We start from the raw sequence: 24,938 nt of genomic DNA on the forward strand, positions 1-24,938 counted from the left end.
GCCGGTACCGCGCGGAGGGTCAGTCGCGAATGACCCCGAGGACGCGCTGCACGAGGTCCTGGAGCGTCCGGGGATCCACGGCCTCGGCGTTGAGCCGGAGGTACGGCTCGGTGTTCGAGGGGCGCAGGTTGAACCACCAGTTCCCGTGGTCCGGGGTGAAGGTCAGTCCGTCGAGGTCGTCGACGACGACGCCGTCCTGCTCGAACTCGGCGCGCGCCCGGGCGATGGACGCCGTGAGGTCCTCGACCTTAGAGTTGACTTCGCCCGAGGAGAAGTAGGGCTCGTATTCGCGGCCCAGCTCCGAGAGCGGTCCGTCCTGCTCGCCCAGGGCCGCGAGGACGTGCATCGCGGCGAGCATCCCTGTGTCCGCGTTCCAGAAGTCCCGGAAGTAGTAGTGGGCGGAGTGCTCGCCGCCGAACACGGCGCCCTCCTTCGCCATGACGGCCTTGATGAAGGAGTGGCCCACGCGCGTGCGGACCGGACGGCCGCCGTCGTGCCTGATCAGTTCCGGCACCGCGCGGGAGGTGATGAGGTTGTGGATGATCACGGGTTCGGCCTCGCCGGCGGCCTGCGCACGGGCGATCTCGCGGCGGGCGACCATCGCGGTGATGGCGCTGGGTGAGACGGGCTGGCCGAGCTCGTCGATGATGAAGCAGCGGTCGGCGTCGCCGTCGAACGCGATCCCGATGTCCGCGCCGTGCTCGACGACGGCGGCCTGCAGGTCGCGGAGGTTCTCCGGCTCGAGCGGGTTGGCCGGGTGGTTGGGGAAGGAGCCGTCGAGCTCGAAGTAGAGGGGCACGATCTCGAACGGCAGGGCGGGCAGGATCTTGTCGCCGAGGACGGCGGGGGTGGTCAGGCCCGCCATGCCGTTGCCGGCGTCCACCACCAGCTTGAGCGGGCGCGACGACGAGAGGTCCACCTGGGTGCGCAGGAACCGCGAGTACTCCTCGAGGACGTCGCGCACGCCGGTGGTGCCCTGCACCGCGGCGGCGGGGATCGAGCCGTCTGCGAGGTAGCGTTCGGCACGCTCCTGGACGTCGTTGAGGCCCGTCTCCGAGGACACGGGGACGGCACCGGGGCGCGTCATCTTCATCCCGTTGTACTGGGCCGGGTTGTGGCTGGCGGTGAACGTCACACCGGCCGCATTCAGGGTACCGCTGGCGTAGTAGAGCTCGTCGGTGGAGATGAGGTCGAGGTAGACCACGTTCGCCCCGCGGCGGGTGGCACCCTCGGCGAACGCCTTCGAGAACTCGGGCGACGACGGCCGCATGTCTCCGCCGACGAGGATGGTCTCACCGGACAGCTCGAGCGAGTCGACGAAGGCTGCTCCGACCGCCCGGACCGAGTCGGCGGTGATGGTCTCACCGACGATGCCGCGGACGTCGTAGGCCTTGAAGGATGCAGAGAGATCGAAGGTTGTAGTCACGTCTGGAAGTGTATCGGCTGGTGCCGGAGCGACAGCTGTACACATAGCGGTTGCACCGCGGGGAGTGGGGGAGGCGGCTGGGATACTGGGGAGATGTCGCCGACCACCACGCTGAACGAGCAAGCCACCGATATCCTGACTACCCTCGTCGGGTCGCCGGACGCACGGTTCCACGACGGACAGTTCGAGGCCATCGAGGCCCTCGTGGAGGGCGGCCGACGCGCGCTGGTGGTCCAGCGCACCGGGTGGGGCAAGTCGGCGGTGTACTTCGTCGCGAGCCTGCTCCTGCGTGCGCGCGGCGCGGGGCCCACCCTGATCGTCTCGCCGCTCCTCGCGCTCATGCGGGACCAGGTCGCGGCCGCGGCCAGGGCCGGTGTCCGGGCGCAGGCCATCAACTCGGCCAACCAGACCGAGTGGCAGGACATCACCGCGAAGCTGCAGGCCGACGAGGTGGATGTCCTCCTCGTCTCCCCCGAGCGCCTCAACAACCCGTCCTTCCGCGAGCAGCACCTGCCGGAACTCATGCGGCGGACGGGCCTGCTCGTGATCGACGAGGCCCACTGCATCTCCGACTGGGGGCACGACTTCCGGCCGGATTACCGGCGCCTGCGTGAGCTGATCATGGGGCTGCCCGCCGGGGTGCCCGTGCTCGCCACGACCGCGACCGCCAACTCGCGCGTGGTGAAGGATGTCGAGGAGCAGCTGGGAGCGGGCGGCACCGACGTCTTCACGCTGCGCGGGGAGCTCGCCCGGAAGTCCCTGCGGCTCGGGGTGCTGCGCCTGCCGAGTCCGCGATCGCGTCTCGCCTGGCTTCTCACCCACCTCTCGGACCTGCCGGGGAGCGGCATCATCTACGCCCTCACGGTCTCCGCCGCCGAGGACACCGCGCGTCTCCTCCGGGAGAACGGTCACGCGGTCCGGGCCTATACCGGGCGCACGGATCCGGCCGACCGCGAGGCCGCCGAGGCAGCCCTCAAGAACAACGAGGTGAAGGCCCTGGTGGCCACGAGCGCCCTGGGTATGGGCTTCGACAAGCCCGACCTCGGGTTCGTGGTGCACCTCGGGGCGCCCTCGTCCCCGGTCGCCTACTACCAGCAGGTCGGCCGCGCCGGGCGCGGGACGCCGAACGCGGACGTCCTGCTGCTGCCCGGCGCAGAGGACCGCGACATCTGGGAGTACTTCGCCACCGCCTCGATGCCGTCCCAGGACGCCGCGCTCCGGGTGATCGACGCCCTCCAGCCCGGTGTCGTCCTGTCCACTCCCGCACTCGAGACCCGGGTGAACCTGAAGCGCTCGCCGCTCGAGCTGCTGCTCAAGGTGCTCGACGTCGACGGCGCGGTCCGCAAGGTCACCGGCGGGTGGGAGGGCACCGGGGCGACCTGGGAATACGACGCCGAGCGGTACCGCCGCATCAGCGAGGCGCGCGTCGTGGAACAGAAGGCGATGCTCGACTACGAGAACACCACGGCCTGCCGCATGGAGTTCCTCTCGCGGTCCCTCGACGACCCCGCCGCCACCCCCTGCGGCCGCTGCGACAACTGCGCCGGCCCCTGGTACTCGGACGAGGTGGCCCGCGAGGCATCCGACTCCGCGAACCAGGCCCTCAGCAGGGTCGGCGTGGAGCTCGAGCCCCGCGGCCAGTGGCCCTCCGGCATGGACAAGCTCGGTGTGCCACTCAAGGGGAAGCTGAAACCGGGCGAGGTCAGCCTTCCGGGTTGCGCCCTCGCACGCCTCACCGACCTCGGCTGGGGCAACAGGCTCCGCGAACTCCTGGCGGACGCGACACCCGACGCCCCGCTCGATCCGGCGGTCGTCGAAGCCGTCGTGCGCGTGCTGGCCCAGTGGGGTTGGGAGGAGCGGCCCGTGGCCGTCGTCAGCATCCCCTCCCGGCGGCGTCCCCAGCTCGTCGGGTCCCTGGCGCAGGCGCTCGCCGGTGTGGGCCGCATCCCCTATCTCGGGCAGCTGACCACGCCGCACGGGTTTCCGCAGGGGCAGCCCGGCGGCAACAGCGCGTTCCGGCTCGCCTCCGTGTGGGATCACTTCGCCGTCCCTGACGAGGGCGCCGCATGGTTCGCGGCGAACCCCGGGCCGGTGCTGCTCGTCGACGACTTCGCGGACAGCCGGTGGACCATCACGGAGGCCGGGCGGGCGCTGCGCGCTGCCGGGGCGTCCGGGGTGCTGCCGTTCGCACTGGCGCTCAAGGCGTAGCTCCGGGGTGTCGGCGGGGCTGGATGCAGCAGCCCTTGGGCGTCGGCGGGGCCGGGGGAGCGTTGACACTCAGGGCTGCTGCGGGGCATCCCGGGCGCTGCTGTTGGCGCTGAGGTGTCGGCTGGGCTGGGTGTAGCGCCGGGGGCATCCGGGGTGTCGGGTGCGGTTCGGGACATTGGGCCCTGCCCGGCGCGGCGGACGCCGGTGATGCTGGTGTCTGCCCCGCCGGTCCATCACCGTGGACCTCGCGCTCGTCGTGCCGTTGCCTGCATCAGGAGTCTGATCCGCATGAGCGTTCCTCCCCTCGCCGAAGAATCCCTGGCACGACGCGTGATCGCCCTGTGCCGCAGGGCGGCCGCCAAGGCGGCTGCGTTCGCGCGGCGGGCTCGCTCGCGTGCCCGGCCGGTGCATGCGAGCGACGACACCGGCCGTGACCGCGGACGGGCACCGGCCTCTGCCGACCAGCCACACAGCATCGTGCCTGTCCGCCCCGGGCGGATTCCTCGGTTGCTGACCGCTGCCATCGCCGCTCTGTTGCTGGCGTCCAGCCTGATGGGTCTGACGGTGCGTGGCCTGTATCAGGAGCCGCCGTCGGTGGTGGCGATGTTCCGCGGCATGGACGCTGTGACCCTCACCGTGGCCGTGCCGGCGCTTGTGGGATCGTTGTGGCTGGCCACCCGGGGATCATTGCGGGGCTGGATCCTCTGGACCGGGGCGTTGGCCTATACCCTCTACACCTACACGCTGTTCGTGTTCGGTCTGGGATTCACCGCCTCCTTCCTGCTCCATGCGGCCGTCCTGGCCATGGCCGTCTACGCCCTCGCCCTCGCCCTGGGCAGCGCGGACCAGGAGGAGTTGGCCCGGCGGTTCCGGCACCGCCTCCCCGCCCGGGCAGCCGCGATCGTCCTGGGTCTGCTGGGCCTGGGGCTGGGTGGCATCTGGACGTACTACGCGTCCCGGTTCGCCCTGACGGAGACAGTCCCGTCGGAGGGCCTTCTCGTCCAGCCTGCCTCCGGCCTGCACCTGTCCTACGCCGCAGACCTCGTCCTGATCGTGCCGGCCTACCTGCTCGCTGCGGTCCAGCTGTGGCGGCAGCAACCGTGGGGCTACCTCCTGGGCGGGACCCTCCTGGCCTCCGGCACGCTGCAGCAGCTCAGCTATATGGCTCAACTCGCCTTCCAGTCCCGAGCCGGCATCCCGGGTGCCACAGCCGCTGACCCCAACGAGCCACCCATCCTGGTGGCCTACCTCGTGGCCCTGGTGCTCCTGCTGGCGGGCCCCCGGACACGGGACGCCGTCCGACCGGAGAACGGGACAACCGTCGGCGCGCTCCGTCCCCGGCCAGCACCGTAGGGTCCGGACGCCGACGGGCCCGCGTCACCCCGGCGGCAATTCCTAGACGGTACGGCTCTCACCCTCGGCCTCCGCCCGCCACAGGGCGATCATCGACGGCCCCGTGCGATGCGCGGCCAATGAAGAGTCAGGCTGAGCGAGCACCTCCTCCTTTACCAACGCCAACTCACGCTGCAACTTCGTAATCCTGTCCTCCTGCCGGTGAAAGCGGCGCAACAGCTCAGACACCAACGCCTCCGTACTCGCCTGCGGCCACGTCTCGGACGCACCCTTACCCCTCATATGAGCGTCAGTGAACGTCGTCAACGGAATCCCATGCTCACCAAGGGACGAGGCCAACGCCTCCTGCAACGAGTGCTCCTTCCACCCCAGGATCTGCTCAAGCTGTGCTCGGACTTTCGCGGTCGGCCACGAGTCACCCGCAGCCCAGTTGCTCACTGAACGCCTCGACGTCCCCAACTTCTCCGCTGCCATAGCCTGTGTGAGTCCCGCGTCTTGCAGACCCTGACTAATCAGTCGACCCAGGTGTCTGATCGTTTCCTTCTTCGTTGTCATTCCCTGACATTACCCCGGTAGTGAAGCTTGTCTACGGGGTTTGCGCACTAATCCGAGCGCCACGGGAAGGATTTTCGATCCTACGGGAAGGTCACAAAAAAGAGCCCCTATTTCTAGGGGCTCTTCCAGCGGAGACGGGGGGATTTGAACCCCCGGTAGGCTTTAGGCCCACACTTCATTAGCAGTGAAGCCCATTCGGCCGCTCTGGCACGTCTCCATCGGCTATCGCTAGCGTCCCAAGGCTACCCGGAAGGTGTCGGCACAAGCAAAACAGGCGCCCAGGCCCGGGTGGGCAGGAAGCGGGGCGGGCGGATCGCCGCCGGTCAGAGGGAGCCGGTCAGGGCCCGCCAGAGGAACTCGAAGCTCATGGCGTGCATCCTTGCGGCCTGCCGGTTGTCCGCCGCACCCGCATGCCCGCCCTCGAGCGCCTCGTGGAACCAGACGTTCCCGACGCCGAGGTCCTTCATCCTCGCGGCCATCTTGCGGGCCTGGACAGGCCCCACGCGGTCATCGCTCGTCGCCGTCCAGATCAGGGTCTTCGGGTAGGCCACGTCGTCGCGCAGCAGGTGGTAGGGCGAGAACGTCCGGACGTACTCCCACTCCTCGGGCTTGTCCGGGTCGCCGTACTCGGCGATCCACGAGTACCCGGCGGAGAGCTTCGTGTACCGGCGCATGTCCAGCAGCGGGACACCGCAGGAGACGGCGCCGAACAGGTGCGGGTAGGCGGTGAGCATGTTGCCCACGAGGAGGCCGCCGTTGCTCCGACCGGTGCAGCCCAGCAGGGCCGGCGCCGTCACGCCGCGCTGCACCAGGTCCTCGGCGATCGCCGCGAAGTCCTCGTACGCGCGGTGCCGATCGGCGTGCAGGGCTGCGCGGTGCCACGCGGGTCCGTACTCGCCGCCGCCGCGGATGTTCGCCAGCACGTAGACACCGGCGCGGCCGTCGTCGGTGACGCGGTCCAGCCAGCCGCGGCCGATCACGCCGCTGTAGGCGGGCGTCATGGAGTGCTCGAAGCCGCCGTACCCGGAGAGCAGGGTGGGGTTCCCGCCGTCGAGCACCAGGTTCTTCGCGGCAATCTGGAAGTACGGGACCCGCGTGCCGTCGTCGGAGACCGCGAAGTGCTGCTCGACCGCGTAGCGGTCCTCGTCGAAGTACGACGGCGACGACTTGACGGCGGTGTGGTCCCCGCCGATGGTCCCGCGGTAGAGCGTCGAGGGTGTGAGGAAGCCGGTGGCGATCAGCCAGTAGTCGTTGCCGGCGTCGTCGTCCTCGTCGTCGACGGCGTAGGCGTCCACGGAGTGCAGCGGCGGGCAGGCGTCGAGGAGTTCCGCCGCCCAGCCCTGCGCGGGGTCGAGGATGCGGATCTCTGAGGAGACGTCGCGCAGCAGGTTCAACAGCAGGTAGTCCCGGGTCCAGCTCCAGGACTGCAGGGACGTCGACGCGTCAGGGGCGAACACGGTGGCGAAGGAGCGCCCGCCGGCGAGGAACGCCTCGAACCCGATGACGAGCAGCGACCCGGCGGCGTGCGTGCTGCCGTCGACGGTCCAGTCCGTGCGGGGGCGCACGATCAGCCATTCGCGGTGCAGGGAGATACTCGCGTCCTCCGGCACCTCGATCAGCCGCCACGACCCGTCCCGCCGGAGGTAGGTGCGGCGCGTGTAGAAGTCGATGGTGTCGACGGCGACATCGCGCACGAAGCCGGGAGTGGAATCGTGCAGGACGAGGGCCATCATGTGGTCCTCGTCCACGCCGAAGTACTCGTCGGCGTCGTCCAGGCTGCCGCCGCGCTGCAGGGTGCGGACGGTCCGGGGGTAGGAACTCGATGTCATGGAGCCGGGCCCGAAGTCGGTGCCGACATACAGGGTGTCCGGCCCCGCCCACGTGATGCGGCTCTTGGCCGCCGGGATGTCGAACCCGCCGTCCACGAAGGCCAGGGTGTCGAGGTCGAACTCGCGGTACCGTGCGGCGTCGCCTCCGTCGGGGGAGAGCACCACGAGGACCCGCCCGTGGGGTTCGCCGTCCGCGGGGCGCAGGAAGAGCGCGCCACCCCAGACCCAGTCCGTGCCCTCGGCGGCACTCAGGGCATCGACGTCGAGGAGGAGCTCCCACTGCGGGTCGTCTGAGGCATAGCTCTCCCAGGTCGTGCGACGCCAGATGCCCTGCCGGTGCGCGGCGTCGCGCCAGAAGTTGTAGTAGAAGTCGCCGTGCTTGCCCACCATCGGGATGCGGTCGGTGGAGTCGAGCACTTCGAGGATCCCGCGCTCGCGGACCCCGAAGTCCGGGGTGACCAGCGCATCCTCCGTCAGGGCATTCTCGGCGCGCACCCAGTCGAGCTGGCGCTCGCCGTAGATGTCCTCCAGCCAGAGGAAGGGGTCGTCCGTCATGGCGGGGTCATCCGTGTGCAGCGTCATGCGCCCATCCTATGCAGGGACCTGGAAGCGTCACCAAGCCCGGCATCCCGGCGGACCGGCGCAGGCGCCACGTTGGATACTCTTGCAAGGTGGAGAATCAGGACGCACGACAGGTGGCCGTCATCGGTGGTGGCCCTCGCGGCACCTCCGTGGTCGAGCGGCTGATCGCCGGACATCGGGCCCTCGGGGCGTCCGCTCCCGCGCTGGTCATCCGCGTCGTCGAACCGCACGACCCCGGACCGGGGCACGTCTGGCGCCCGGACCAGTCACGGCTCTTCCTGATGAACACGCCCTGCCTGTATCCGACGGTGGTGCCGGTCGGGGCGCCGGCCGCGAGCATCCCGGAGTCGTCCGTGGGGCTGTCCTTCGACGCGTGGCGCGAGCGTGTGGTCGCCGGCCTCGTCCAGGGGCTCGACGGCGACGACGTGGCGGAATGCAGGGGACTCGCCTCGCGGGACTTCCCGAGCAGGGCGCTCTACGGCCGGTACCTCGCCTGGGTGTTCACCGAGGTGGTTCGGACGGCGCCGCCGGGTGTCGCAGTGGTCCATCACCGCAACGAGGCGGTCGGCCTCGACCACAGCGCGGCGGCTCGACACCGCGACGCTTCCGCCGGACGCGGTGGCCGGGAGTGGCGGATCACCCTCGACGACGGGTCGCAGTTCGATGCCGACGACGTCGTCCTGGCACTCGGCCATCTCGCGGCGACCCTGACCCCGGACCAGGGCCGGCTCCAGGACGCCGCGGCGCGGCACGGACTGCAGTACTGGCCGCCCGCAGTCCCGGCCGACGTCGCCTGGAACCGCCTTCCGGCGGGGAAGACCGTCCTGGTCCGCGGACTCGGGCTCAACTTCTTCGACGCCATGATCCAGCTGACGGAGGGTCGCGGCGGCCGGTTCTCCAGCGAGGACGACGGTCGGCTCGTCTACGCGCCGTCCGGGAAGGAGCCCCGCCTCGTGGCCGGGTCGAGACGCGGCGTCCCCTACCGTGCGAAGGCGTCCCTCGACTCGTACTTCCCGCGCAGCGTCGTGCTGCGTTTCTGCACCCCCGAACACGCCCTCGCGTTCCGGGCGTCCGGCGTCCAGCCGGGATTCGACCACGACCTCTGGCCCCTCCTGCACCGCGACGTGCTCTGGACCTACTACTCGACCCTCAGCCGCACCGCGCCTGCTGCGCTCCTCACGCCGCCCGATACGTTCCTCGCCGGACTCGATGCTGCCCTCGTGAGCGACGGACCGGGCTGGGAGGCCGCCGCCGGGGAGGCCGTCGCGCGGGCCGTGCCGGTGGAGCTGAGGCTCGACGTCGAAGCCCTCGCCCACCCCTTCGCCGGACGTCGCTTCGCGGACGGTGCAGCCTTCACCGCGACGGTGCTCGCCTACCTCGACGCGGATGCCGCGGGGTCGGCGAAGGGCGAGGACGACCCGCTCAAGATGGCGATCGGTGCCCTGAATGCCGGGCGCACGGTGATCAAGCAGGCCGTGGCGGACGGCGGGATCTCCGTCTCGTCCTGGAACGCGGAGCTGCGCGGGTGGTTCGAGCCGCTGGTCGAGGGCCTTGCGAGCGGCCCGCCCCCGCTGCGCATCGCACAGCTCGCGGCGCTCGTCCGGGCCGGGATCGTCCGTTTCGTCGGGCCCAACCCCGGATTCGGTTTCGACCCGGAGGCCGGTCTGTTCCGGGCTGCCTCACCGTGGGTCTCGGGGGACTCGTTCACGGCGCACTATCTCGTCGAGGCGATGATGCCGGCGAACCGGGTGTCCACGAGCCTCTCCCCGCTGATGCGCCAGATGCTGCAGCAGGGGATCGTCCGGCCGGCGACGTTCATGGGGGAGACCGGAACCCCCGTCACCTCCGACGGGCTGGATGTCACCCCGCCGCCGTACCGGGCCGTCGACCGATCCGGCCGGGAGCAGGAATCCCTCTTCGTCATCGGCCTCCAGCTCACGTCCGTGCAGTGGGGCACGGCGATCGCCGCCCACGCCGGCGCGGCGCTGGAGGCGGGCAGCAGGACCCTGCTCGACGCCGACACGATCGCGGGCGCCGTCTTGGACCGGGCGTCGACGCGGACACCGCGTGTGGTTCCGTCGTCGGGCGAGCGGCGCTCCGGGGCCGAGCTGAACGAGGCCTGGACCCCAGCTGACGCGTCGGCGGCGGGCTGACGCCCGCCTCCGATCAGGGGCGGAAGGCCGGACGGACAACGGAGTCCGCACCCGGCACGTCGAACGACAGAGGGACCCCGCCCGTATCGAACCGGCGGGGGTCCCTCTGTCATCTCCGACCGGTCGCGGGCGACCGGCGGCCGACCTAGCCCTTGAGGCAGCGGTCGTAGTTCGCCAGGTGCGCGCGGTAGCTGACCCAGCTGCCGTTGTTCGCGCCCTCGGCCGGTGCCGTCGGTTCGGAGCAGGCCGGCTTGCCGGGCTTGATCGGCTTGACGGGCTTGACGGGCTTCTCCGGCTTGACGGGCTTGACCGGCTTCTCCGGCTTCTCCGGTGCGGGCGGCACGGGCGGTTCCGTCGGGGTGACGGCCTCGACGGTGACCGGCAGGGTCACGGTCGTCGCGCTCGGAGCGGCCGTCAGGACGATGCGCCCCTGTCCGCTTGCCGTTGCGGGAACGGTGAGGTTCACCGTGGCGCTGCCGGCCGTGACCGGGACACTGCCCAGCTCGGTGACCGTGCCGTCCGCAGCCACGAAGCTCGCGGCCAGCGTGGTGTTGGTCGGGCTGCCGAGTGAGGTGAGATCCAGCTTCGACACCGTGAAGGAGACGGCGTCACCGGCCTTCACCGTGGTCGGGGCACCCTGCACCTGCACGCTGCGGCGGTCGAACGACGGCGACAGCGGGCTGTTGGCGCGCACGTAGTCGATCCACGCGTCACGGTCCACGAGTCCCGATTCGCGGGTGTCGGTGCCCTCACGGAAGACGGTGAAGTTGTCGCCACCCTGCGCCAGGAAGCTGAACGTGCCGATCCGGTAGTCCTTGGCCGGATCGAGCGGTGCTCCGTCGATCGTCACCGAGGTGATCCTCGAACCCCGGGCGAGGGCCGGGTCGTAGGTGACACTCACGTTGTCCGACAGGCCGAGGGCCAGGAAGGACCGCGTGTTGCCGTCCGGCTGCCACTGCTGCTCGAGCATGGCCTTGAACTGCGCACCGGTCAGGGTGGTGGTCCAGAGGTCGTTGACGAACGGCAGGACCGCATTCGCCTCGGCGAACGTCACGGCGCCGTCCGGAGCGTAGTAGAGCTCGTTGCGGAGCCCGCCCGGGTTGACGACGCCGATCTGCGCACCGCCGCGTTCGGCCGGTGCGAGGCTGGCCCGCAGGGAGTCGGCGACGAGGTTGCCCAGCGTGGACTCGTTGGCGCGGTCGTCACGGGTTGCACCCGTGAAGGCCGTGGTGATGTCCCCGGTGACCGCACCGACCGGCTGGTCGCCGATGACCTTCGCCTGCGCGAGGGCCGCATCGACGATGGTCTTCACCGCGGCGACGCGCGGGTAGGCCGCGACGAGGGCTGCATCCGTCTCGGTGGAGCGTGCGACGTTGCGGGCCGTGTAGGACGCGACGTCGCCCGTCGTGGTGTCGACGGTCAGCGTGATCTGGCCGACGAACTCGCCGTAGGACCCGGTCTGGAGGATGGGCCGGGTCTCGCCTGCGGCGCCGGGGACGGGGGCGTCCCACGCGTACTGCTTGTGCGTGTGGCCGGTGAAGATGGCGTCCACGAGGGGCGTCGTCTCCGTGACGATCTCGGCGAACACGCCACCTGCTGCGACTTCCTGCTCCAGGGTTGCACCCTCGACGGCGCCGTCCCCGGCACCCTCGTGGTACTCGGCGACGATGACGTCGGCGAGGTCCTGTGCTTCGATCTCCTGCGCGACGCGGTTGACCGCCTCGACAGGATCCCCGAAGTCGACGGTCGCGATGCCGCCGGGGCTGACGAGTGACGCGGTCTCCTCGGTGACCACACCGATCACCGCGATGTCGACGCCGTCGACGGTGATGATCGAGTACTCGTCGAGGGCGGGCTCGGTGGTGCCCTTGGTGTACACGTTGGCGCCCAGGTACGGGAAGTCCGCGGCATCGGCGACACGGCCGGTCAGATCGCCGAAGCCCTTGTCGAACTCGTGGTTGCCCACGGCGGATGCGCGGAGTTCCAGGGTGTTCAGGACGTCGATCGTCGGCTGGTCGTCCTGCAGCGCCGAAGCGAACAGGGACGCGCCGATGTTGTCACCGGCCGAGAGGAAGGCCGTCTTCTCATCGCCGAACTCGGCACGGAGCTTCTCGACGGTCCCGGCGAAGCGCACCGTGTTGGAGTCGATGCGACCGTGGAAGTCGTTGATGTTCAGCAGGTTGAGTTCCGCGGTGGTATCGGCCGGTGCGAGGTTCAGGCCGACCACCACGGGGTCGTGGTCGCTGGCGCGGTACGGATCCGCCTGGTAGTAGTCGGTGACGTTGTTGTTGTACCGGCTGTACTCGAGGGCCACCGACTCGACGGAGTTGATGTTCCACGTGTCCACCCCGGACACCGTGGCGTCCGCCGTCGGCGACGCCAGGATGTGGTCGAGGGAGCCGCTGAGGCCCGAGAAGACGTAGGAGAAGCTGTCGTCCTTCTCGGCCTGGTTGACGTATCCCGCCTCGTAGAGGACCTGCATGGGGTCCTCCTGCGTGTAGGAGTTGAAGTCGCCGGTCAGGAAGACCTTGTCCGTCTTCGCCGTCGTCTTCATGGAATCGGCGAATGCGACGAGGGCCCGGGCCTGGTCCACGCGCGCGGCGTTCCAGGCGCCCTGGCCGTCACCGGTGTCGGCGTTGGTGCCCGAGCTCGGACCGGATCCCTTGGACTTGAAGTGGTTGACGATGGCGAGGAAGGTCTCGTCCTCGGTCCCGCCGACGGGCTTGAAGGCCTGCGCCAGGGGCTTGCGCGCGTTGGTGAACACCACGTTGTCGTCGAGGATGACGGACTCGCCCACGGGCTCGGCTGTGGCCGGCTTGTAGATCAGGGCCGTGCGGATGACGTCCTCGTTCTCCAGCGCCGGCAGGGCCGCGGGGGAGCGGACGTAGTCCCAGGTGCCCGGCGCCTGCTCGTTGAGCGCGTCGGTGAGGGCCTTGAGGGCGAAGTCGCGATCCTTGCCGAACTTCGCCGAGTTCTCGATCTCCATGAGGGTGACGACGTCGGCGTCGAGTGCGTTGATCGCCGAGACGATCTTCGCCTCCTGGCGCTCGAAGCTCTCCTGGTTCGCGGCGCCGCGGGCGTCGCATCCGCCTCTCACCGTGATGGGGTTCCCCGCGCGGTCCGTGTTGTAGGTGCAGCCCGTGAGCTGCTCACCGGTGGTCGCGAAGTAGTTCAGCACGTTGAACGAGGCGATCTTGACGTTCCCGCCGACCTCCTCGGGGGCGGCAGGGCGCTCGCCGGCGAACTGCACGGGCTGGACGCCGTCCGGGCGGGCGCCGTCGAGTTCGGCCAGCGGCTGGAACTTCCAGGCGCTGTTGCGGTAGTCGAGGACCACCGGGGAGGTGAACTGCGCGCTGTAGCCGACGCGGACGGGCTGCGACGGCGTGAGGTACGGCAGCACCTCGCCGCGGTTGACCTGGGTGAAGAAGTTGGTGGACGCACCGTCGTCGAGCCTGATGCTCCGGGCGGCGTTGTCGGCGATGACCGCAGCGTTCTCGGGCGTGCCGGGGCGTGCGACGTCGGTCGGCTGGCGGAGGCGCTCGGCCCCGGCCGCGAGGGTGACTTCGCCGTACTGGTTCAGGGCGTAGTTGTCGGCCACGGTGAAGGCCTCGGAGGGCTGGAAGAGCATGCCCTCCACGGCTTCACGCGCGGCATCCGTGGCGGGGAGCGCGATGGCGGAGGCCTTCGCTTCCTCGGCGGGCTCGGTGAGCTTGACCGTGCCGCCTGCGGCGACGGTGAGCTGCGTCAGGTTGAAGAACTCGCCGGCGATGCCGGTGACCTCTACGTAGTCGCCCACGGCGACGGAGCCGACGGTTGCGGGGGAGTAGACGAAGATGGCGTCCGAGGCGGTCTGGTCGGCGGCTGCCGAGCTGCCGGCGGCCTGGAGGTAGAAGCCCGCGAAGCCGCCCGTCGGGTAGGCCGCGGTGACCTTCCCGCGCGTGGTGACGGTCTGTCCGGCCAGGGGTGTGGCGGAGCCGGAGCCCTGGATGTCACGGATGGGGGTGACGACGCCCGGCACCGGGGGGTCGGTCGGCGTCGGCGTCGGCGTCGGGGTCGGCGTCGGGGTGGGCGTGCCGGCCTGGCCGGTCGCGTTCATCGGCGTGGTGTCCTGCAGCGTGAAGTCGGCGCCGTTGTTGTCCGTGTCCACGAATCCGGTGCGGTTGGCGGACTTCGTGCTGCCCGCGCCCGGTGTGGCGGCGGCGGTGCCCTCGAAGGCGTTCGCCGTGCCGTAACCCAGGGCGTCGACGACGCCGGGCGTGCCCACGATGCTGCCCAGCGGCAGGACCCCGACACTGGTGGTCTGGTTCGCCAGGATGATCACGCCGCCCGGCGCGCCGGGATTGAAGCCGCTGGTGAGGTCAGGGGCGGGCAGGGCCGCGCCGTTCGCACCGTTGCTGCCGCCCTGGATCAGGAAGTAGCCCTTGGCCGGGATGGTGCCGCGGAGCACGGTGGCACCGGGTGTGGCGGTGGAGCCCGGTGCGCGGTACTGCAGCGACCAGCCGTCGAGGCTCACCGGAGCGTCGGTCGGGTTGTAGAGCTCCACATACTTGTTGCTGAGGGGTGTTCCCGAAGAACCGCCCGTGAGATACGCCTCGTTGATGATGACGCCGTCTCCTGTGACGGACGCCGTACCCGGGGGTGTCTCGACCGCGTTGGCCGGCAGTGCGATCATCGGTGAGGCCATGAGCCCTACCGACAGCGCCGCACAGAGCGCTCCCTTCCATGACGAATTAGCCATTCGTTCTTTCTTCTCCTTGACGATGGCCGCGACAGCGGCCGCGAGTGAAGCCCGCCGACCCGTGGTGGGTGGACGTGTTGGCATGTGCACCGTATGTGACGCAGGTGACATTCCTATCCCCAGGAGTAGCCAACCAGAAGATCGTTAACAACGGGTTACTAAAACACCAGAGGCCCCGGAAGATCCGGGGCCTCTGGCCGTCATCCATGGACGAATGGTGCTATCGACCCGCATCTCGCAGCGTTCCTGTCACCGGCGTCTCCTCCTGTTCCGCGACGAAGCACAGGATCTCCCGGTCGCCCTCGGCGTCCCAGCTCTCCTCGACGGGATAGAAATAGAGCAGTTCGAGGACGGAGGTGTCGTAGTCCACGCCGATGAAGCTCTTGAACTCCTCGGCGCAGAAGTCGGTGGCCGCGGTGTTGGCCCCGCCCTGGCCGGGATACTCGCCCTCGGGCATCTGCGTGGTGGCGAAGGCCTCGAACACGTGCTGTTCATCGCACGGGATCACGGCGATGTCCGAGTGGTCCTCCATGCCGGGATCATCGATGCAATCACCCACGGCGATCGGGGAGGTCGCCGTGGGGGTCTCGGCCGTCCCGGCGGAGCCCGCGCGGCGCTCCGGCTCCGTCGTGGGGGTCTCGGCCGTCCCGGTGGAGCCGGGTCGGCGCTCCGGCTCCTCCGACCCGAAGACGCTGCACCCTGCGATCAGGGCGGTCGTCGCGACCGACGCCAGGACCGACACCGCTGCACCCCGACGGCGCCGCGACGCCCGTCCGCCCTGCCGGCTACCCATAGAACCCCTGTCCCAGGCCACGCATTCGTGGCGCGGCTGCTGCTCCTCGGGACAGTACCGCACGACGGCGCGGGGCACCACGGCGGAGGCCGCTGTCGAGGCGCGACGGCCCGACCCGGCGGTCGGGGACTCAGCCCAGGACGCTCCCCCCGCCGGTACCGGCAGGCTTGGGGTCGGGGATCCGCATCATACGGAAGGATGTGACGAGCCCTGCGAGCCCGGCGAGGATAGGGACGAACAGGGCGATCTGGAGGGCAAGGGGCCGTGCCTCCGTGTTGATGCGGATGATCTCGTCCTGGATCTCCTCCGGCTGGCCCACGAGGATCTCCTCGAGCTGGGTGTTGCTCACCACCTGGGCGTCCTCTTCGAGGGCCGTCGCCACCTGCTGCTGCTCGGCGGACGGGAGGACGGTGCTGGAGGTCGCCATGCCGATGAAGATGGTGGAGAGCGACGCCAGCATGATCCCGCCGGCGAAGGCGAGCCCGAACGACAGACCGAAGGATCCCGCGGCCGAATTCACGCTGGCGGCCTCACTGACCCGCTCGTCCGAAATGGGGGACAGGGTGTAGTTGTTGAGCTGGGACACCAGCAGTCCGAGCCCGCCACCGGCGATGACCAGCGGGATCAGGAGCCACCAGCCGGAGTCCGCGCGCGGCACGACCGGGACCAGCAGTGCCAGACCCACGAGCAGCAGCAGGAAGCCCCACCGTATGAGACCCGCCGGGCGTCGCGCGCCGGATTTCTTCCCGACCAGCAGGGCGACGGCGAACATGGTGAGGGAGAGCGGGGCGATCGACAGCCCTGACTCCATCGCGTTGTAGCCGAGCACCATCTGCAGGTAGATGGGCAGCACGATCATCGTGCCCCCCAGGGCGATCTGCTGGAGCATCTGGCCGGTGGCGCCGAAGCGGAAGGTCTTCGCCTGGAACAGGTCCGGGTCCAGCAGCGTCGGCTTGCTGTGGCGTTTGCGCTGGACGAGCCAGTAGACCAGGCTGCCCAGTCCCACGACGCCCACCGTCAGGAGCGCTCCCACCGATTCGCCGCCCTCCTGCCACACCAGGATGCCGAGTACCACTCCGCCCATGCCCACGATGGACAGGATCGATCCGACGACATCCAGTTCCCGGGGACCCGTGTACGGGACGTCGCGGACCAGCCTGATCCCCGAGAGGACGACCACGATGAGGAGGGCCTCGAGCAGGAAGGCGACGCGCCAGGACAGGAACGTGGTGATGAAGCCGCCGAGCAGAGGCCCGACGGCGGCGGCGATCGCTGCCGAGGCGCCGACCAGGGCGTAGACCCGCTTCTGGGCGTCTCCTTCGAAGTTGCCATGGATGAGGGACTGCATGGCGGGGAGGAGGAGCGAGGCACCCAGGCCGCCGATCAGGGCCCAGAAGATGATGATCGGGAGGAGGCTCTGGGCCAGGGTCATTGCCACGGCGCCGATGGCGTAGCAGCACAGCCCGATCACGTAGGCGCGCTTCCGGCCGATCAGGTCGCCGATCTTGCCGCCGATCAGGATGAAGGCCGCCGAGACCAGTGCCTCGAGGGCGATCGTCGACTGCAGCCCGCTGACGGTCGCTCCGATGTCGTCCACCACCGCGGAGATCGAGACGTTCATGATCGACGTGTCGACGACCAGGACGAACATCGCCGTCGCCAGCAGCAGGGCGAGTCGCTGGTTGAACGGCGCCGTCTGGACGCCGCCTCTGCTCGGAAGGCTCATCAGGTACCTGCTCGACTCGCGGGATTCGGGATGGCGTAGGGGCCCGGACAAGTCTTCCGCCCTCCGGGCGGTCCGGCCAGAGGACAAAGCCCCACCCGACGGCGATGGCCGAGCGGTCCGCGTGGTCACCCCCTGCGGAGGAGGTACACGACGATCGTGAGCACTACCGTGACCGGCGGCGCACTCGTCATTCCGCCGGGTTCGCCGTGGAACACCAAGACAGGGCGCGTTCGCGCGCTGAGCACGGACCGCCCCCCGGACCCCCGGTGCCGGTTCCCTGACGGAAGAGGGAGGCCACCGATCATGGCCGAGACCAAGGTCAAGCACAGGAGTGCCGAGGAACGTGCTGCGAGGGGCAAGGCATGCCGGGAGAAGTCGCCGGTTTCCGGCCACAAGGGATGGGTCCCCTCGTCCGACCGCCCGGATCCGGTAGCGCTGCTCGAGGAACAGAACCTCACCCGCGACCAGGATCTCCTGCCGGTGCGGCACGGGCGGATGATGGGCTCACCGTTCACGTTCTACCGGGGTGCGGCCAGGATCATGGCCGCCGACCTGAAGGACACTCCGCGGGCGGGCCTGGTCTCCCAGCTGTGCGGTGACGCCCACCTGTCCAACTTCGGCGTCTTCGCCTCGCCGGAGCGGAACCTGCTGTTCGACCTGAACGACTTCGACGAGACCCTTCCGGGACCGTTCGAGTACGACGTCAAGCGCATGGCCGCGAGTTTCACGATCGCGGCACGGAACAACGCGTTCACCGCGGAGGAGGTGCGCGACGTGACGCTCACGGCCGTGCGGGCCTACCGCGAGGCGATGGCGGGGTTCGCGCAGATGCGCACGCTGGACATCTGGTACGCCCGTTTCTCCGAGGAGCGGCTGATGGAAGCCATGGACCTGGCCGTGGGTACCCAGAAGGGCAAGGCCCTGAAGAAGGCTGAGAGCGGGGCGAAGGCGGCTCGACGGAACGTCGACAAGGCCCGCGCCCGGGACAGCCTGCACGCACTGTCCAAACTTGCCGAGCTCGTGGACGGGAAGTACCGGATCGTCAGTCAGCCACCGATCGTCATCCCGGTGCGGGAGCTGGGCGAGGTGTACGGTATGTCGCCCGACGAGGTGGGACCCGCCATCCGTAAGCAGTTGCGGTCCTACCGTGCCACCCTGCCCGCCGACCGGCGCCAGCTGCTGGAACGCTTCGAGGTCGTCGACGTCGCCCGGAAGGTCGTGGGGGTCGGCAGCGTCGGCACGCGGGCGTTCATCGCCCTGCTGCAGGGCCGCGACCAGCAGGATCCCCTGTTCCTGCAGGTCAAGGAGGCCACGAGGTCGGTGCTCGAGGACCACTTGCCGAAGAGCCGGTTCAAGCAGCCGGGCGAGCGCGTGGTGCAGGGGCAGCGGATGATGCAGGCCGCGAGCGACATCTTCCTGGGATGGACCAAGGGTGTACAGGACAACCGGTACCTGTACTGGCGCCAACTGCGCGACATGAAGGGCTCGGCCGTCGTCGAGGAGATGAGACCGCTCGCCCTGACCTTCTACGCCGACGCCTGCGGCTGGACCCTGGCCCGGGCGCACGCCCGCTCCGGCGACCCGATCGCGATCTCCGCCTACCTCGGGAAGAGCGACAAATTCGACCGCTCCATCACCGACTTCTCACAGCGCTACGCCGATCAGAACGAGCGCGACTACGAGGCCTTCGCGAAGGCGGTCCGTTCGGGCCGCCTGGAGGCATCCGACGCCGTATAGGCATACCGTCCGGCCCGCGAGAAGGCCTGCGCAACGACAGAGGCCGATCGAGCCGATCCTTCGATCGGCCCGACCGGCCTCGTGTCAGCGCAGGTGCGGCGCTCTCGCGGAAGGTAAGGGATTCGAACCCTTGAGACGGGGTAACCGCCCACTGGTTTTCAAGACCAGCTCCTTCGGCCGCTCGGACAACCTTCCCGCCGTTAGTGTTTCATGCGGGGCAGGTGACGCCCAAATACCCGGGAGAGAGTGGAGGTCGGTGTGCGCGCAGTCGTGATCGAGGGGGCTGGTGGGCCGGAGGTGCTCTCGGTGCAGGAGGTCTCCGCACCGGTGCGGGCCGCCGGCGAGGTGCTCATCGACGTCCTCGCCGCGGGCCTCAACCGCGCCGATGTGCAGCAGCGGCGCGGCTTCTACCCTCCGCCCGCCGGGGCGTCCGCCGTCCCGGGGCTGGAGGTCTCGGGGCACGTGGCGGACCCGGGCGAGTCCGGCTTCGCGGTCGGGGACGCCGTCGTCGCACTGCTGGCCGGCGGCGGATACGCCGACCAGGTCGCCGTGCCGGCGGGGCAGGTGATCCTGGCGCCGGCGGGCGTGGGCCTCGTGGAGGCCGCCGCGCTCCCCGAGACCGCCGCGACCGTCTGGTCCAATCTCGTGCAGGCCGGACTCGAGGCCGGTGACCACGTCCTGATCCACGGGGCGTCCGGCGGGATCGGCCTGATGGCGATCCAGGTGGTCCTCGCCCTCGGTGCGGTCCCGCACGTCACGGCGGGATCGGCCGCCAAGCTCGACGTCGCCCGGTCCCTGGGCGTGGGATCCCTGATCAACTACCGGGACCAGGACTTCGTCGCGGAGGTCCGGGCGGCAACGGACGGTCGGGGCGTGGACGTCATCCTCGACGTCGTCGGCGCGGGATACCTGCCGCGCAACATCGATGCGCTCGCCACGGGCGGGCGGCTCGTGGTGATCGGGCTGCAGGGCGGGGCGAAGGCGGAACTCGACCTCGCGGCGCTGATGGGCAAGCGTGCGAGCGTGGCCGGCACCACGCTGCGGTCCCGTCCCGTCGCGGAGAAGGCCGCGATCATGCGCGCTGTGCAGGAGCACGTCTGGCCGCTCGTGGCGTCCGGAGCGGTGCGGCCCTTCGTGGACCGGAGCTTCCCGCTCGCGGAGGTCGCGGACGCGCACACCTACTTCGACTCCGGGGAGCACACCGGCAAGGTCCTGCTGACCATGACCATGACCTAGGATCGCTGGTTCCCACGGGCCGGGTTCGGCACCGGAGGCGGCTGGAAGCGCCGGGAAGTGGCGGGAAGCGCCGCCCACTCGCCGCAGGTCCGGGCGCGTTCGGCGCAACCCACGGCTCGAAGGGCTTGCGCTGTGATGTACGCCTCACTAAGTTGCTACCTTCGTGTGCATCACACTCTCGCCTTCGAGGAGCAACATGAGTAAGAAGCAGAACGGGTCCCACCGGCACGCCGACGTGCTGGTGACGGACCCGAACCTGCCGCCGGTCGCCGTCGACCCGCAGCGGGCTGAAGCAGAAGACCGCCGGTGGACGCCGGCGAAGATCGCCCTGTGGGTGGGCATCGCCCTCCTCGGCGGTGTTTCCTGGACCATCCTCGCGATCGTCCGCGGAGAGACCGTCAACGCCATCTGGTTCGTCTTCGCGGCGGTCTGCACGTATCTGATCGCCTACCGGTTCTACTCGAAGTTCATCGAGCGGAACCTGCTGAAGCCGGACGACCGTCGTGCGACCCCCGCCGAGTACAAGGCCGACGGCAAGGACTACGCCGCCACCGACCGCCGCGTCCTCTACGGCCACCACTTCGCCGCCATCGCCGGAGCCGGCCCCCTCGTGGGCCCGGTGCTCGCCGCGCAGATGGGCTACCTTCCCGGGACCCTGTGGATCATCATCGGCGTGATCTTCGCGGGCGCGGTGCAGGACTACCTCGTGATGTTCTTCTCCATGCGCCGGGGCGGCCGCTCGCTCGGCCAGATGGCGCGCGAGGAACTCGGCATCATCGGCGGCACGGCGGCGCTCATCGCCACCCTCGCGATCATGATCATCATCGTCGCGATCCTCGCCCTCGTCGTCGTGAACGCCCTGGGCGAGAGCCCGTGGGGCGTCTTCTCCGTCTCGATGACCATCCCGATCGCCCTGTTCATGGGCGTCTACCTGCGCTACCTCCGGCCCGGCAAGGTCACCGAGGTGTCCGTGATCGGGTTCGTGCTGCTGCTGCTCGCCATCATCGGCGGTGGCTGGATCTCCGAGACGGCGTGGGGCGTCGAGCTCTTCACGCTCGACCGCATCACCATCGCCTGGGGCATCATCATCTACGGCTTCATCGCCGCCGTCCTGCCGGTCTGGCTCCTGCTCGCCCCGCGCGACTACCTCTCCACCTTCATGAAGATCGGCACGATCATCATGCTCGCGGTCGCGATCGTCGTCACGCGTCCCGAGATCAGTGTCCCCGCGGTCACCGAGTACGCGAGCTCGGGGCAGGGCCCGGTCGTCGCGGGCACGCTGTTCCCGTTCCTCTTCGTCACCATCGCCTGCGGTGCTCTCTCCGGGTTCCACGCCCTGATCGCCTCCGGTACCACGCCGAAGATGATCGAGAAGGAGCGCCAGACGCGCTTCATCGGCTACGGCGGCATGCTCATGGAGTCCTTCGTGGCGATCATGGCCCTCGTCGCGGCGCTGTCGATCGACCGCGGCATCTACTTCGCCATGAACTCCTCGGCGGCAGCGACGGGCGGCACCATCGAGGGTGCGGTCGCGTTCGTCAACGGCCTCGGCCTGACCGGCGTCAGCCTGACTCCCGAGGCGCTCAGCACCATGGCCTCCAACGTCGGTGAGGAGTCGATCGTCTCCCGCACGGGTGGCGCCCCGACCCTGGCCGTCGGCATCGCCCAGATCATGCAGGGCGTCTTCGGCGGCGCGGGGATGATGGCGTTCTGGTACCACTTCGCGATCATGTTCGAGGCCCTGTTCATCCTCACGGCGGTCGACGCCGGTACCCGCGTGGCGCGGTTCATGCTGCAGGACAGCATCGGCAACTTCGTGCCCCGCTTCCGCGACACCTCCTGGCGTACCGGGGCGTGGATCTGCACCGCGATCATGGTGGCCGGCTGGGGGGCGATCCTCATCATGGGCGTCACGGACCCGCTGGGCGGCATCAACACGCTGTTCCCGCTGTTCGGCATCGCGAACCAGCTCCTGGCGGCGATCGCGCTCGCGGTCTGCATGGCGATCTGCGCGAAGCGCGGGTACTTCAAGTTCCTGTGGATCCCCGCCCTGCCGCTGGCGTTCGCCGCCGTGGTGACCATCACGGCGTCGTTCCTGAAGATCTTCTCGCCGGTCCCGGCCATCGGCTACTGGGCACAGCACAGGGCGTTCCGCGACGCGCTCGCGGCGGGGGAGGAGAGCTTCGGCGCAGCGCAGACCGTCGCAGCCATGGAGGCTGTGGTCCGCAACACCTTCATCCAGGGCACACTGTCGATCGTCTTCGTGGTGCTGGCCATCATCGTCATCACCACCTCGATCATCGCCACCATCAAGGCCTACCGGCACGGTGGCGGGGCGGATGCCGAGGATGCTCCCGTGGCCTCGCGTGTCTTCGCGCCGGCCGGCCTGATCGCCACCCCCGCCGAGAAGGACCTGGAGGCCCAGTGGGCGGCCCTCGAACCCGGCAAGCGTCCGGCGAGGACGGGCCACTGATGACCGTGCCGCACAGCCTCACCCGGGTGCGCGACACCGCACGGGAGCTGGCCTGGCTGTTCAAGGGCATCATGGGGGAGAACGCCTACCAGGCGTACCTCGACCACCACGAGCGCACGCACGCCGGTGGCCGACCCATGACCGAGCGGGAGTTCTGGCGGGACAAGACGGACCGCCAGGACGCCAACCCGGAGGGTCGCTGCTGCTAGTCGGCACCTCATGCACGAAGAAGCCCGACGCCGGAGGATCGGCGTCGGGCTTCGTCGTCCCCGGGAGGTCAGCGCTTCTCCCACCGGAAGCGCTTCGCGGCGGCCAGGTAGGGAAGCGCGATCCATGCCAGGAGGGCGGCGGCGGCACCGGCCACCGTCAGGTCCAGCTCGGTGGCGCCCCACCCCGCCATCAGCAGGTTCTGCAGCGCGCCGCCCGGGGTCAGCCGGGACACGGCCTCGAAACCGTCGTCGAAGGCGGTCCAGAAGAAGGTGCCGATGACGACCGCGAGGAAGGGGAGGGTGGTGATCTGGGCGGCCGCCGCGGAGGGCGTGTAGATGCTGGTCAGCATGCCGGCGGTCGCACAGAGGGCGAGGAACCCGAGTACGGCGCCGAGCACCACGAGCGGCCGTGCCGGGGCGTCCATCCCCGCCACCCCGAAGCCGACGGCGATGATCGCGAGCTGCCCGGCGACGAGGGCGACGATCGGTGCCAGCATGCCGAGCCAGATGACGGTGTCGGAGGACTCACCGCTGCGCAGCCGCTTCAGGAAGAGCTCCTCGCGCCGCGTCGCGATCGTCGTCGTCGCGGTCAGGTAGACGCCGAGCAGGGCGACGATCATGAGGGTCAATCCCGCCATGACGGCGGTGGCCGAGGGCCCGACCATCTGCTCCGCACCGAAGTAGAAGAAGTACACGGCCATGGCGATCGGCATGAGGACGGCGCCGAGGAGCACCGTCTTGTTGCGGAAGATGATGCGCAGCTCCATGAGTGCGATGGACGTGATGCGGCCGGCGGCGGAAGGACCGCGGGGCGTCGAGTGGGCCTCTGCGAGGGTGGTCATGGTTTTCTCCTGTCGGACTGTTGGATCGGGAGCTAGGCGGTGTCGCCGAGGCTGACCCGGCGGAAGACCGCGGCGAGGGAGGCCTCCGACGCGGACAGGCGGTCGAGGCGGACGCCGTCCCCCTCCGCCCACGACAGGACCCTCCAGAGGTCCTGCTGGAGGTCCAGGGACGGCACGGTCACCCGGGTCCGGGCAGGGGTAGGGGTGAAGTCGGGGGACAGCCCGAGGCCGCCGAGCTGCAGGACGTCGACGGACGCATCCACCTCGAAGGAGATGACCGACGGCTCGCGCCGCAGCACCTCCGGAAGGGTGCCCTCCACGGCGATCCGACCGTCGTGCATGATGGCGAGCCGGTCCGCGTAGCTCTCGGCCTCCTCGAGGTAGTGGGTCGTGAGGACCACCGTGGTCCCGGCGTCGTTCAGGCCCCGGACGAGCTCCCACGTCCGTTCCCGGGATTCCGGGTCGAGGCCCGTGGTGGGTTCGTCGAGGAACAGGAGGTCCGGTTCGTTCGCCGTCGCGAGGAGGAGGTCGAGGCGCCGCCGCTGACCGCCCGAGAGCATCTTGACCCGGGTGGTCGCCTTCGCCGCGAGGTCGAGGACCTCCAGTCCGCTCGCGATCACCTCCGCCTGGCTCCCGGTCCGCGGATGGGCCGACGAAAGCCGGAGCCAGAGGCGGCAGGTCTCCTCGACCGTGAGGTCGTCGGCGAACCCGGCTTCCTGCAGCATGATGCCGAGGCGGGGGCGGATCGAGGCCCTGTCGCTGTAGGGGTCGCCACCCAGGACCGACACGCTGCCGGAGGAGGCACGGCGGTGCCCCTCGAGTGTCTCCATGGTGGTGGTCTTGCCTGCGCCGTTGGTGCCGAGAAGCGCGAAGAACTCCCCGTTCCTGATGGACAGGTCGATGCCGCGCACGGCCTCGAATGAGCCGTAGGCGCAGCGCAGGCCCTCGGCCGAGACCGCGATGGTGTCGGCGGGTGCCTCGGACGCGGCCCGCCGGCCCTGCCTGGACGGGGATGCCTGGGTGCTGGGTGATGTGGTCATGGGTCAATCCTCGCCAGCCGCGCCGGCACGTGTCAGTG

At 69.7% G+C, this 24,938-nt stretch carries 15 protein-coding genes and 2 tRNA genes; 7 read left to right on the forward strand and 10 right to left on the reverse strand.

What is annotated here, in order from left to right; genetic code table 11:
* Nucleotides 1-19 precede the first annotated feature (19 nt).
* A complete protein-coding gene (locus tag AC4D2E_RS13355; RefSeq protein ID WP_104166996.1) occupies nucleotides 20-1,471 on the reverse strand; it encodes a phosphomannomutase/phosphoglucomutase in 1,452 nt (483 codons plus the stop codon).
* A gap of 48 nt (nucleotides 1,472-1,519) precedes the next feature.
* Between AC4D2E_RS13355 and AC4D2E_RS13360 the strand changes: the two genes are divergently transcribed.
* Both AC4D2E_RS13360 and AC4D2E_RS13365 read left to right on the forward strand, forming a co-directional pair.
* A complete protein-coding gene (locus AC4D2E_RS13360; RefSeq protein WP_490952921.1) occupies nucleotides 1,520-3,634 on the forward strand; it encodes a RecQ family ATP-dependent DNA helicase in 2,115 nt (704 codons plus the stop codon).
* A gap of 288 nt (nucleotides 3,635-3,922) precedes the next feature.
* Entirely contained in the window at nucleotides 3,923-4,987 is a 1,065-nt protein-coding gene (locus AC4D2E_RS13365) for a hypothetical protein (RefSeq protein WP_490952922.1), read from the forward strand.
* 42 nt (nucleotides 4,988-5,029) lie between these two features.
* On the opposite strand, the gene AC4D2E_RS13370 is transcribed toward AC4D2E_RS13365, so the two are convergent.
* The 3 genes from AC4D2E_RS13370 to AC4D2E_RS13380 all read right to left on the reverse strand — a co-directional run bounded on the left by AC4D2E_RS13370 (nucleotide 5,030) and on the right by AC4D2E_RS13380 (nucleotide 7,953).
* Nucleotides 5,030-5,542, reverse strand: a complete 513-nt coding sequence (locus AC4D2E_RS13370) for a helix-turn-helix domain-containing protein (RefSeq protein ID WP_490911174.1) — start codon at nucleotides 5,540-5,542, stop codon at nucleotides 5,030-5,032.
* A 129-nt stretch (nucleotides 5,543-5,671) separates the two neighbouring features.
* Nucleotides 5,672-5,759 (reverse strand) — tRNA-Ser (locus tag AC4D2E_RS13375).
* 106 nt (nucleotides 5,760-5,865) lie between these two features.
* The gene (locus AC4D2E_RS13380; RefSeq protein WP_490952923.1) at nucleotides 5,866-7,953 is read right to left on the reverse strand and encodes a prolyl oligopeptidase family serine peptidase; all 2,088 of its coding nucleotides are present in this window, start codon (nucleotides 7,951-7,953) and stop codon (nucleotides 5,866-5,868) included.
* Between the two features lie 89 nt (nucleotides 7,954-8,042).
* On the opposite strand from AC4D2E_RS13380, the gene AC4D2E_RS13385 reads away from it, so the two are divergent.
* The gene (locus AC4D2E_RS13385) at nucleotides 8,043-10,106 is read left to right on the forward strand and encodes an FAD/NAD(P)-binding protein (RefSeq protein ID WP_490952924.1); all 2,064 of its coding nucleotides are present in this window, start codon (nucleotides 8,043-8,045) and stop codon (nucleotides 10,104-10,106) included.
* Nucleotides 10,107-10,251: 145 nt separating this feature from the next.
* Here AC4D2E_RS13385 and AC4D2E_RS13390 read toward each other — a convergent pair whose 3' ends face one another.
* From AC4D2E_RS13390 to AC4D2E_RS13400, 3 genes are all read right to left on the reverse strand, one after another.
* On the reverse strand, nucleotides 10,252-14,844 hold the full coding sequence (locus AC4D2E_RS13390; protein ID WP_490952925.1) for an ExeM/NucH family extracellular endonuclease: 4,593 nt from the start codon (nucleotides 14,842-14,844) through the stop codon (nucleotides 10,252-10,254).
* A gap of 220 nt (nucleotides 14,845-15,064) precedes the next feature.
* Entirely contained in the window at nucleotides 15,065-15,637 is a 573-nt protein-coding gene (locus AC4D2E_RS13395; protein ID WP_490952926.1) for a septum formation family protein, read from the reverse strand.
* Nucleotides 15,638-15,767: 130 nt separating this feature from the next.
* Nucleotides 15,768-17,363 (reverse strand): MFS transporter, encoded by a 1,596-nt coding sequence (locus AC4D2E_RS13400; RefSeq protein ID WP_490952927.1) that lies wholly within the window; start codon nucleotides 17,361-17,363, stop codon nucleotides 15,768-15,770.
* A 303-nt stretch (nucleotides 17,364-17,666) separates the two neighbouring features.
* On the opposite strand from AC4D2E_RS13400, the gene AC4D2E_RS13405 reads away from it, so the two are divergent.
* On the forward strand, nucleotides 17,667-19,100 hold the full coding sequence (locus tag AC4D2E_RS13405; RefSeq protein WP_490952928.1) for a DUF2252 domain-containing protein: 1,434 nt from the start codon (nucleotides 17,667-17,669) through the stop codon (nucleotides 19,098-19,100).
* Nucleotides 19,101-19,207: 107 nt separating this feature from the next.
* On the opposite strand, the gene AC4D2E_RS13410 is transcribed toward AC4D2E_RS13405, so the two are convergent.
* A tRNA-Ser gene (locus AC4D2E_RS13410) sits at nucleotides 19,208-19,295 on the reverse strand.
* A gap of 63 nt (nucleotides 19,296-19,358) precedes the next feature.
* Between AC4D2E_RS13410 and AC4D2E_RS13415 the strand changes: the two genes are divergently transcribed.
* From AC4D2E_RS13415 to AC4D2E_RS13425, 3 genes are all read left to right on the forward strand, one after another.
* The gene (locus tag AC4D2E_RS13415; RefSeq protein ID WP_490952929.1) at nucleotides 19,359-20,336 is read left to right on the forward strand and encodes an NAD(P)H-quinone oxidoreductase; all 978 of its coding nucleotides are present in this window, start codon (nucleotides 19,359-19,361) and stop codon (nucleotides 20,334-20,336) included.
* A 196-nt stretch (nucleotides 20,337-20,532) separates the two neighbouring features.
* Nucleotides 20,533-22,809 (forward strand): carbon starvation CstA family protein, encoded by a 2,277-nt coding sequence (locus tag AC4D2E_RS13420; protein WP_104166982.1) that lies wholly within the window; start codon nucleotides 20,533-20,535, stop codon nucleotides 22,807-22,809.
* A complete protein-coding gene (locus AC4D2E_RS13425) occupies nucleotides 22,809-23,018 on the forward strand; it encodes a YbdD/YjiX family protein (protein ID WP_104166980.1) in 210 nt (69 codons plus the stop codon). The genes AC4D2E_RS13420 and AC4D2E_RS13425 overlap by 1 nt, the downstream gene beginning before the upstream one ends.
* A 68-nt stretch (nucleotides 23,019-23,086) precedes the next feature.
* Here AC4D2E_RS13425 and AC4D2E_RS13430 read toward each other — a convergent pair whose 3' ends face one another.
* Together AC4D2E_RS13430 and AC4D2E_RS13435 are read right to left on the reverse strand one after the other, a co-directional pair.
* Entirely contained in the window at nucleotides 23,087-23,860 is a 774-nt protein-coding gene (locus AC4D2E_RS13430) for a hypothetical protein (RefSeq protein ID WP_104166978.1), read from the reverse strand.
* Nucleotides 23,861-23,892: 32 nt separating this feature from the next.
* The gene (locus tag AC4D2E_RS13435; protein WP_490911164.1) at nucleotides 23,893-24,900 is read right to left on the reverse strand and encodes an ABC transporter ATP-binding protein; all 1,008 of its coding nucleotides are present in this window, start codon (nucleotides 24,898-24,900) and stop codon (nucleotides 23,893-23,895) included.
* Nucleotides 24,901-24,938: the final 38 nt, after the last annotated feature.

It is taken from the genome of Arthrobacter sp. TJ-265, from assembly GCF_058269135.1.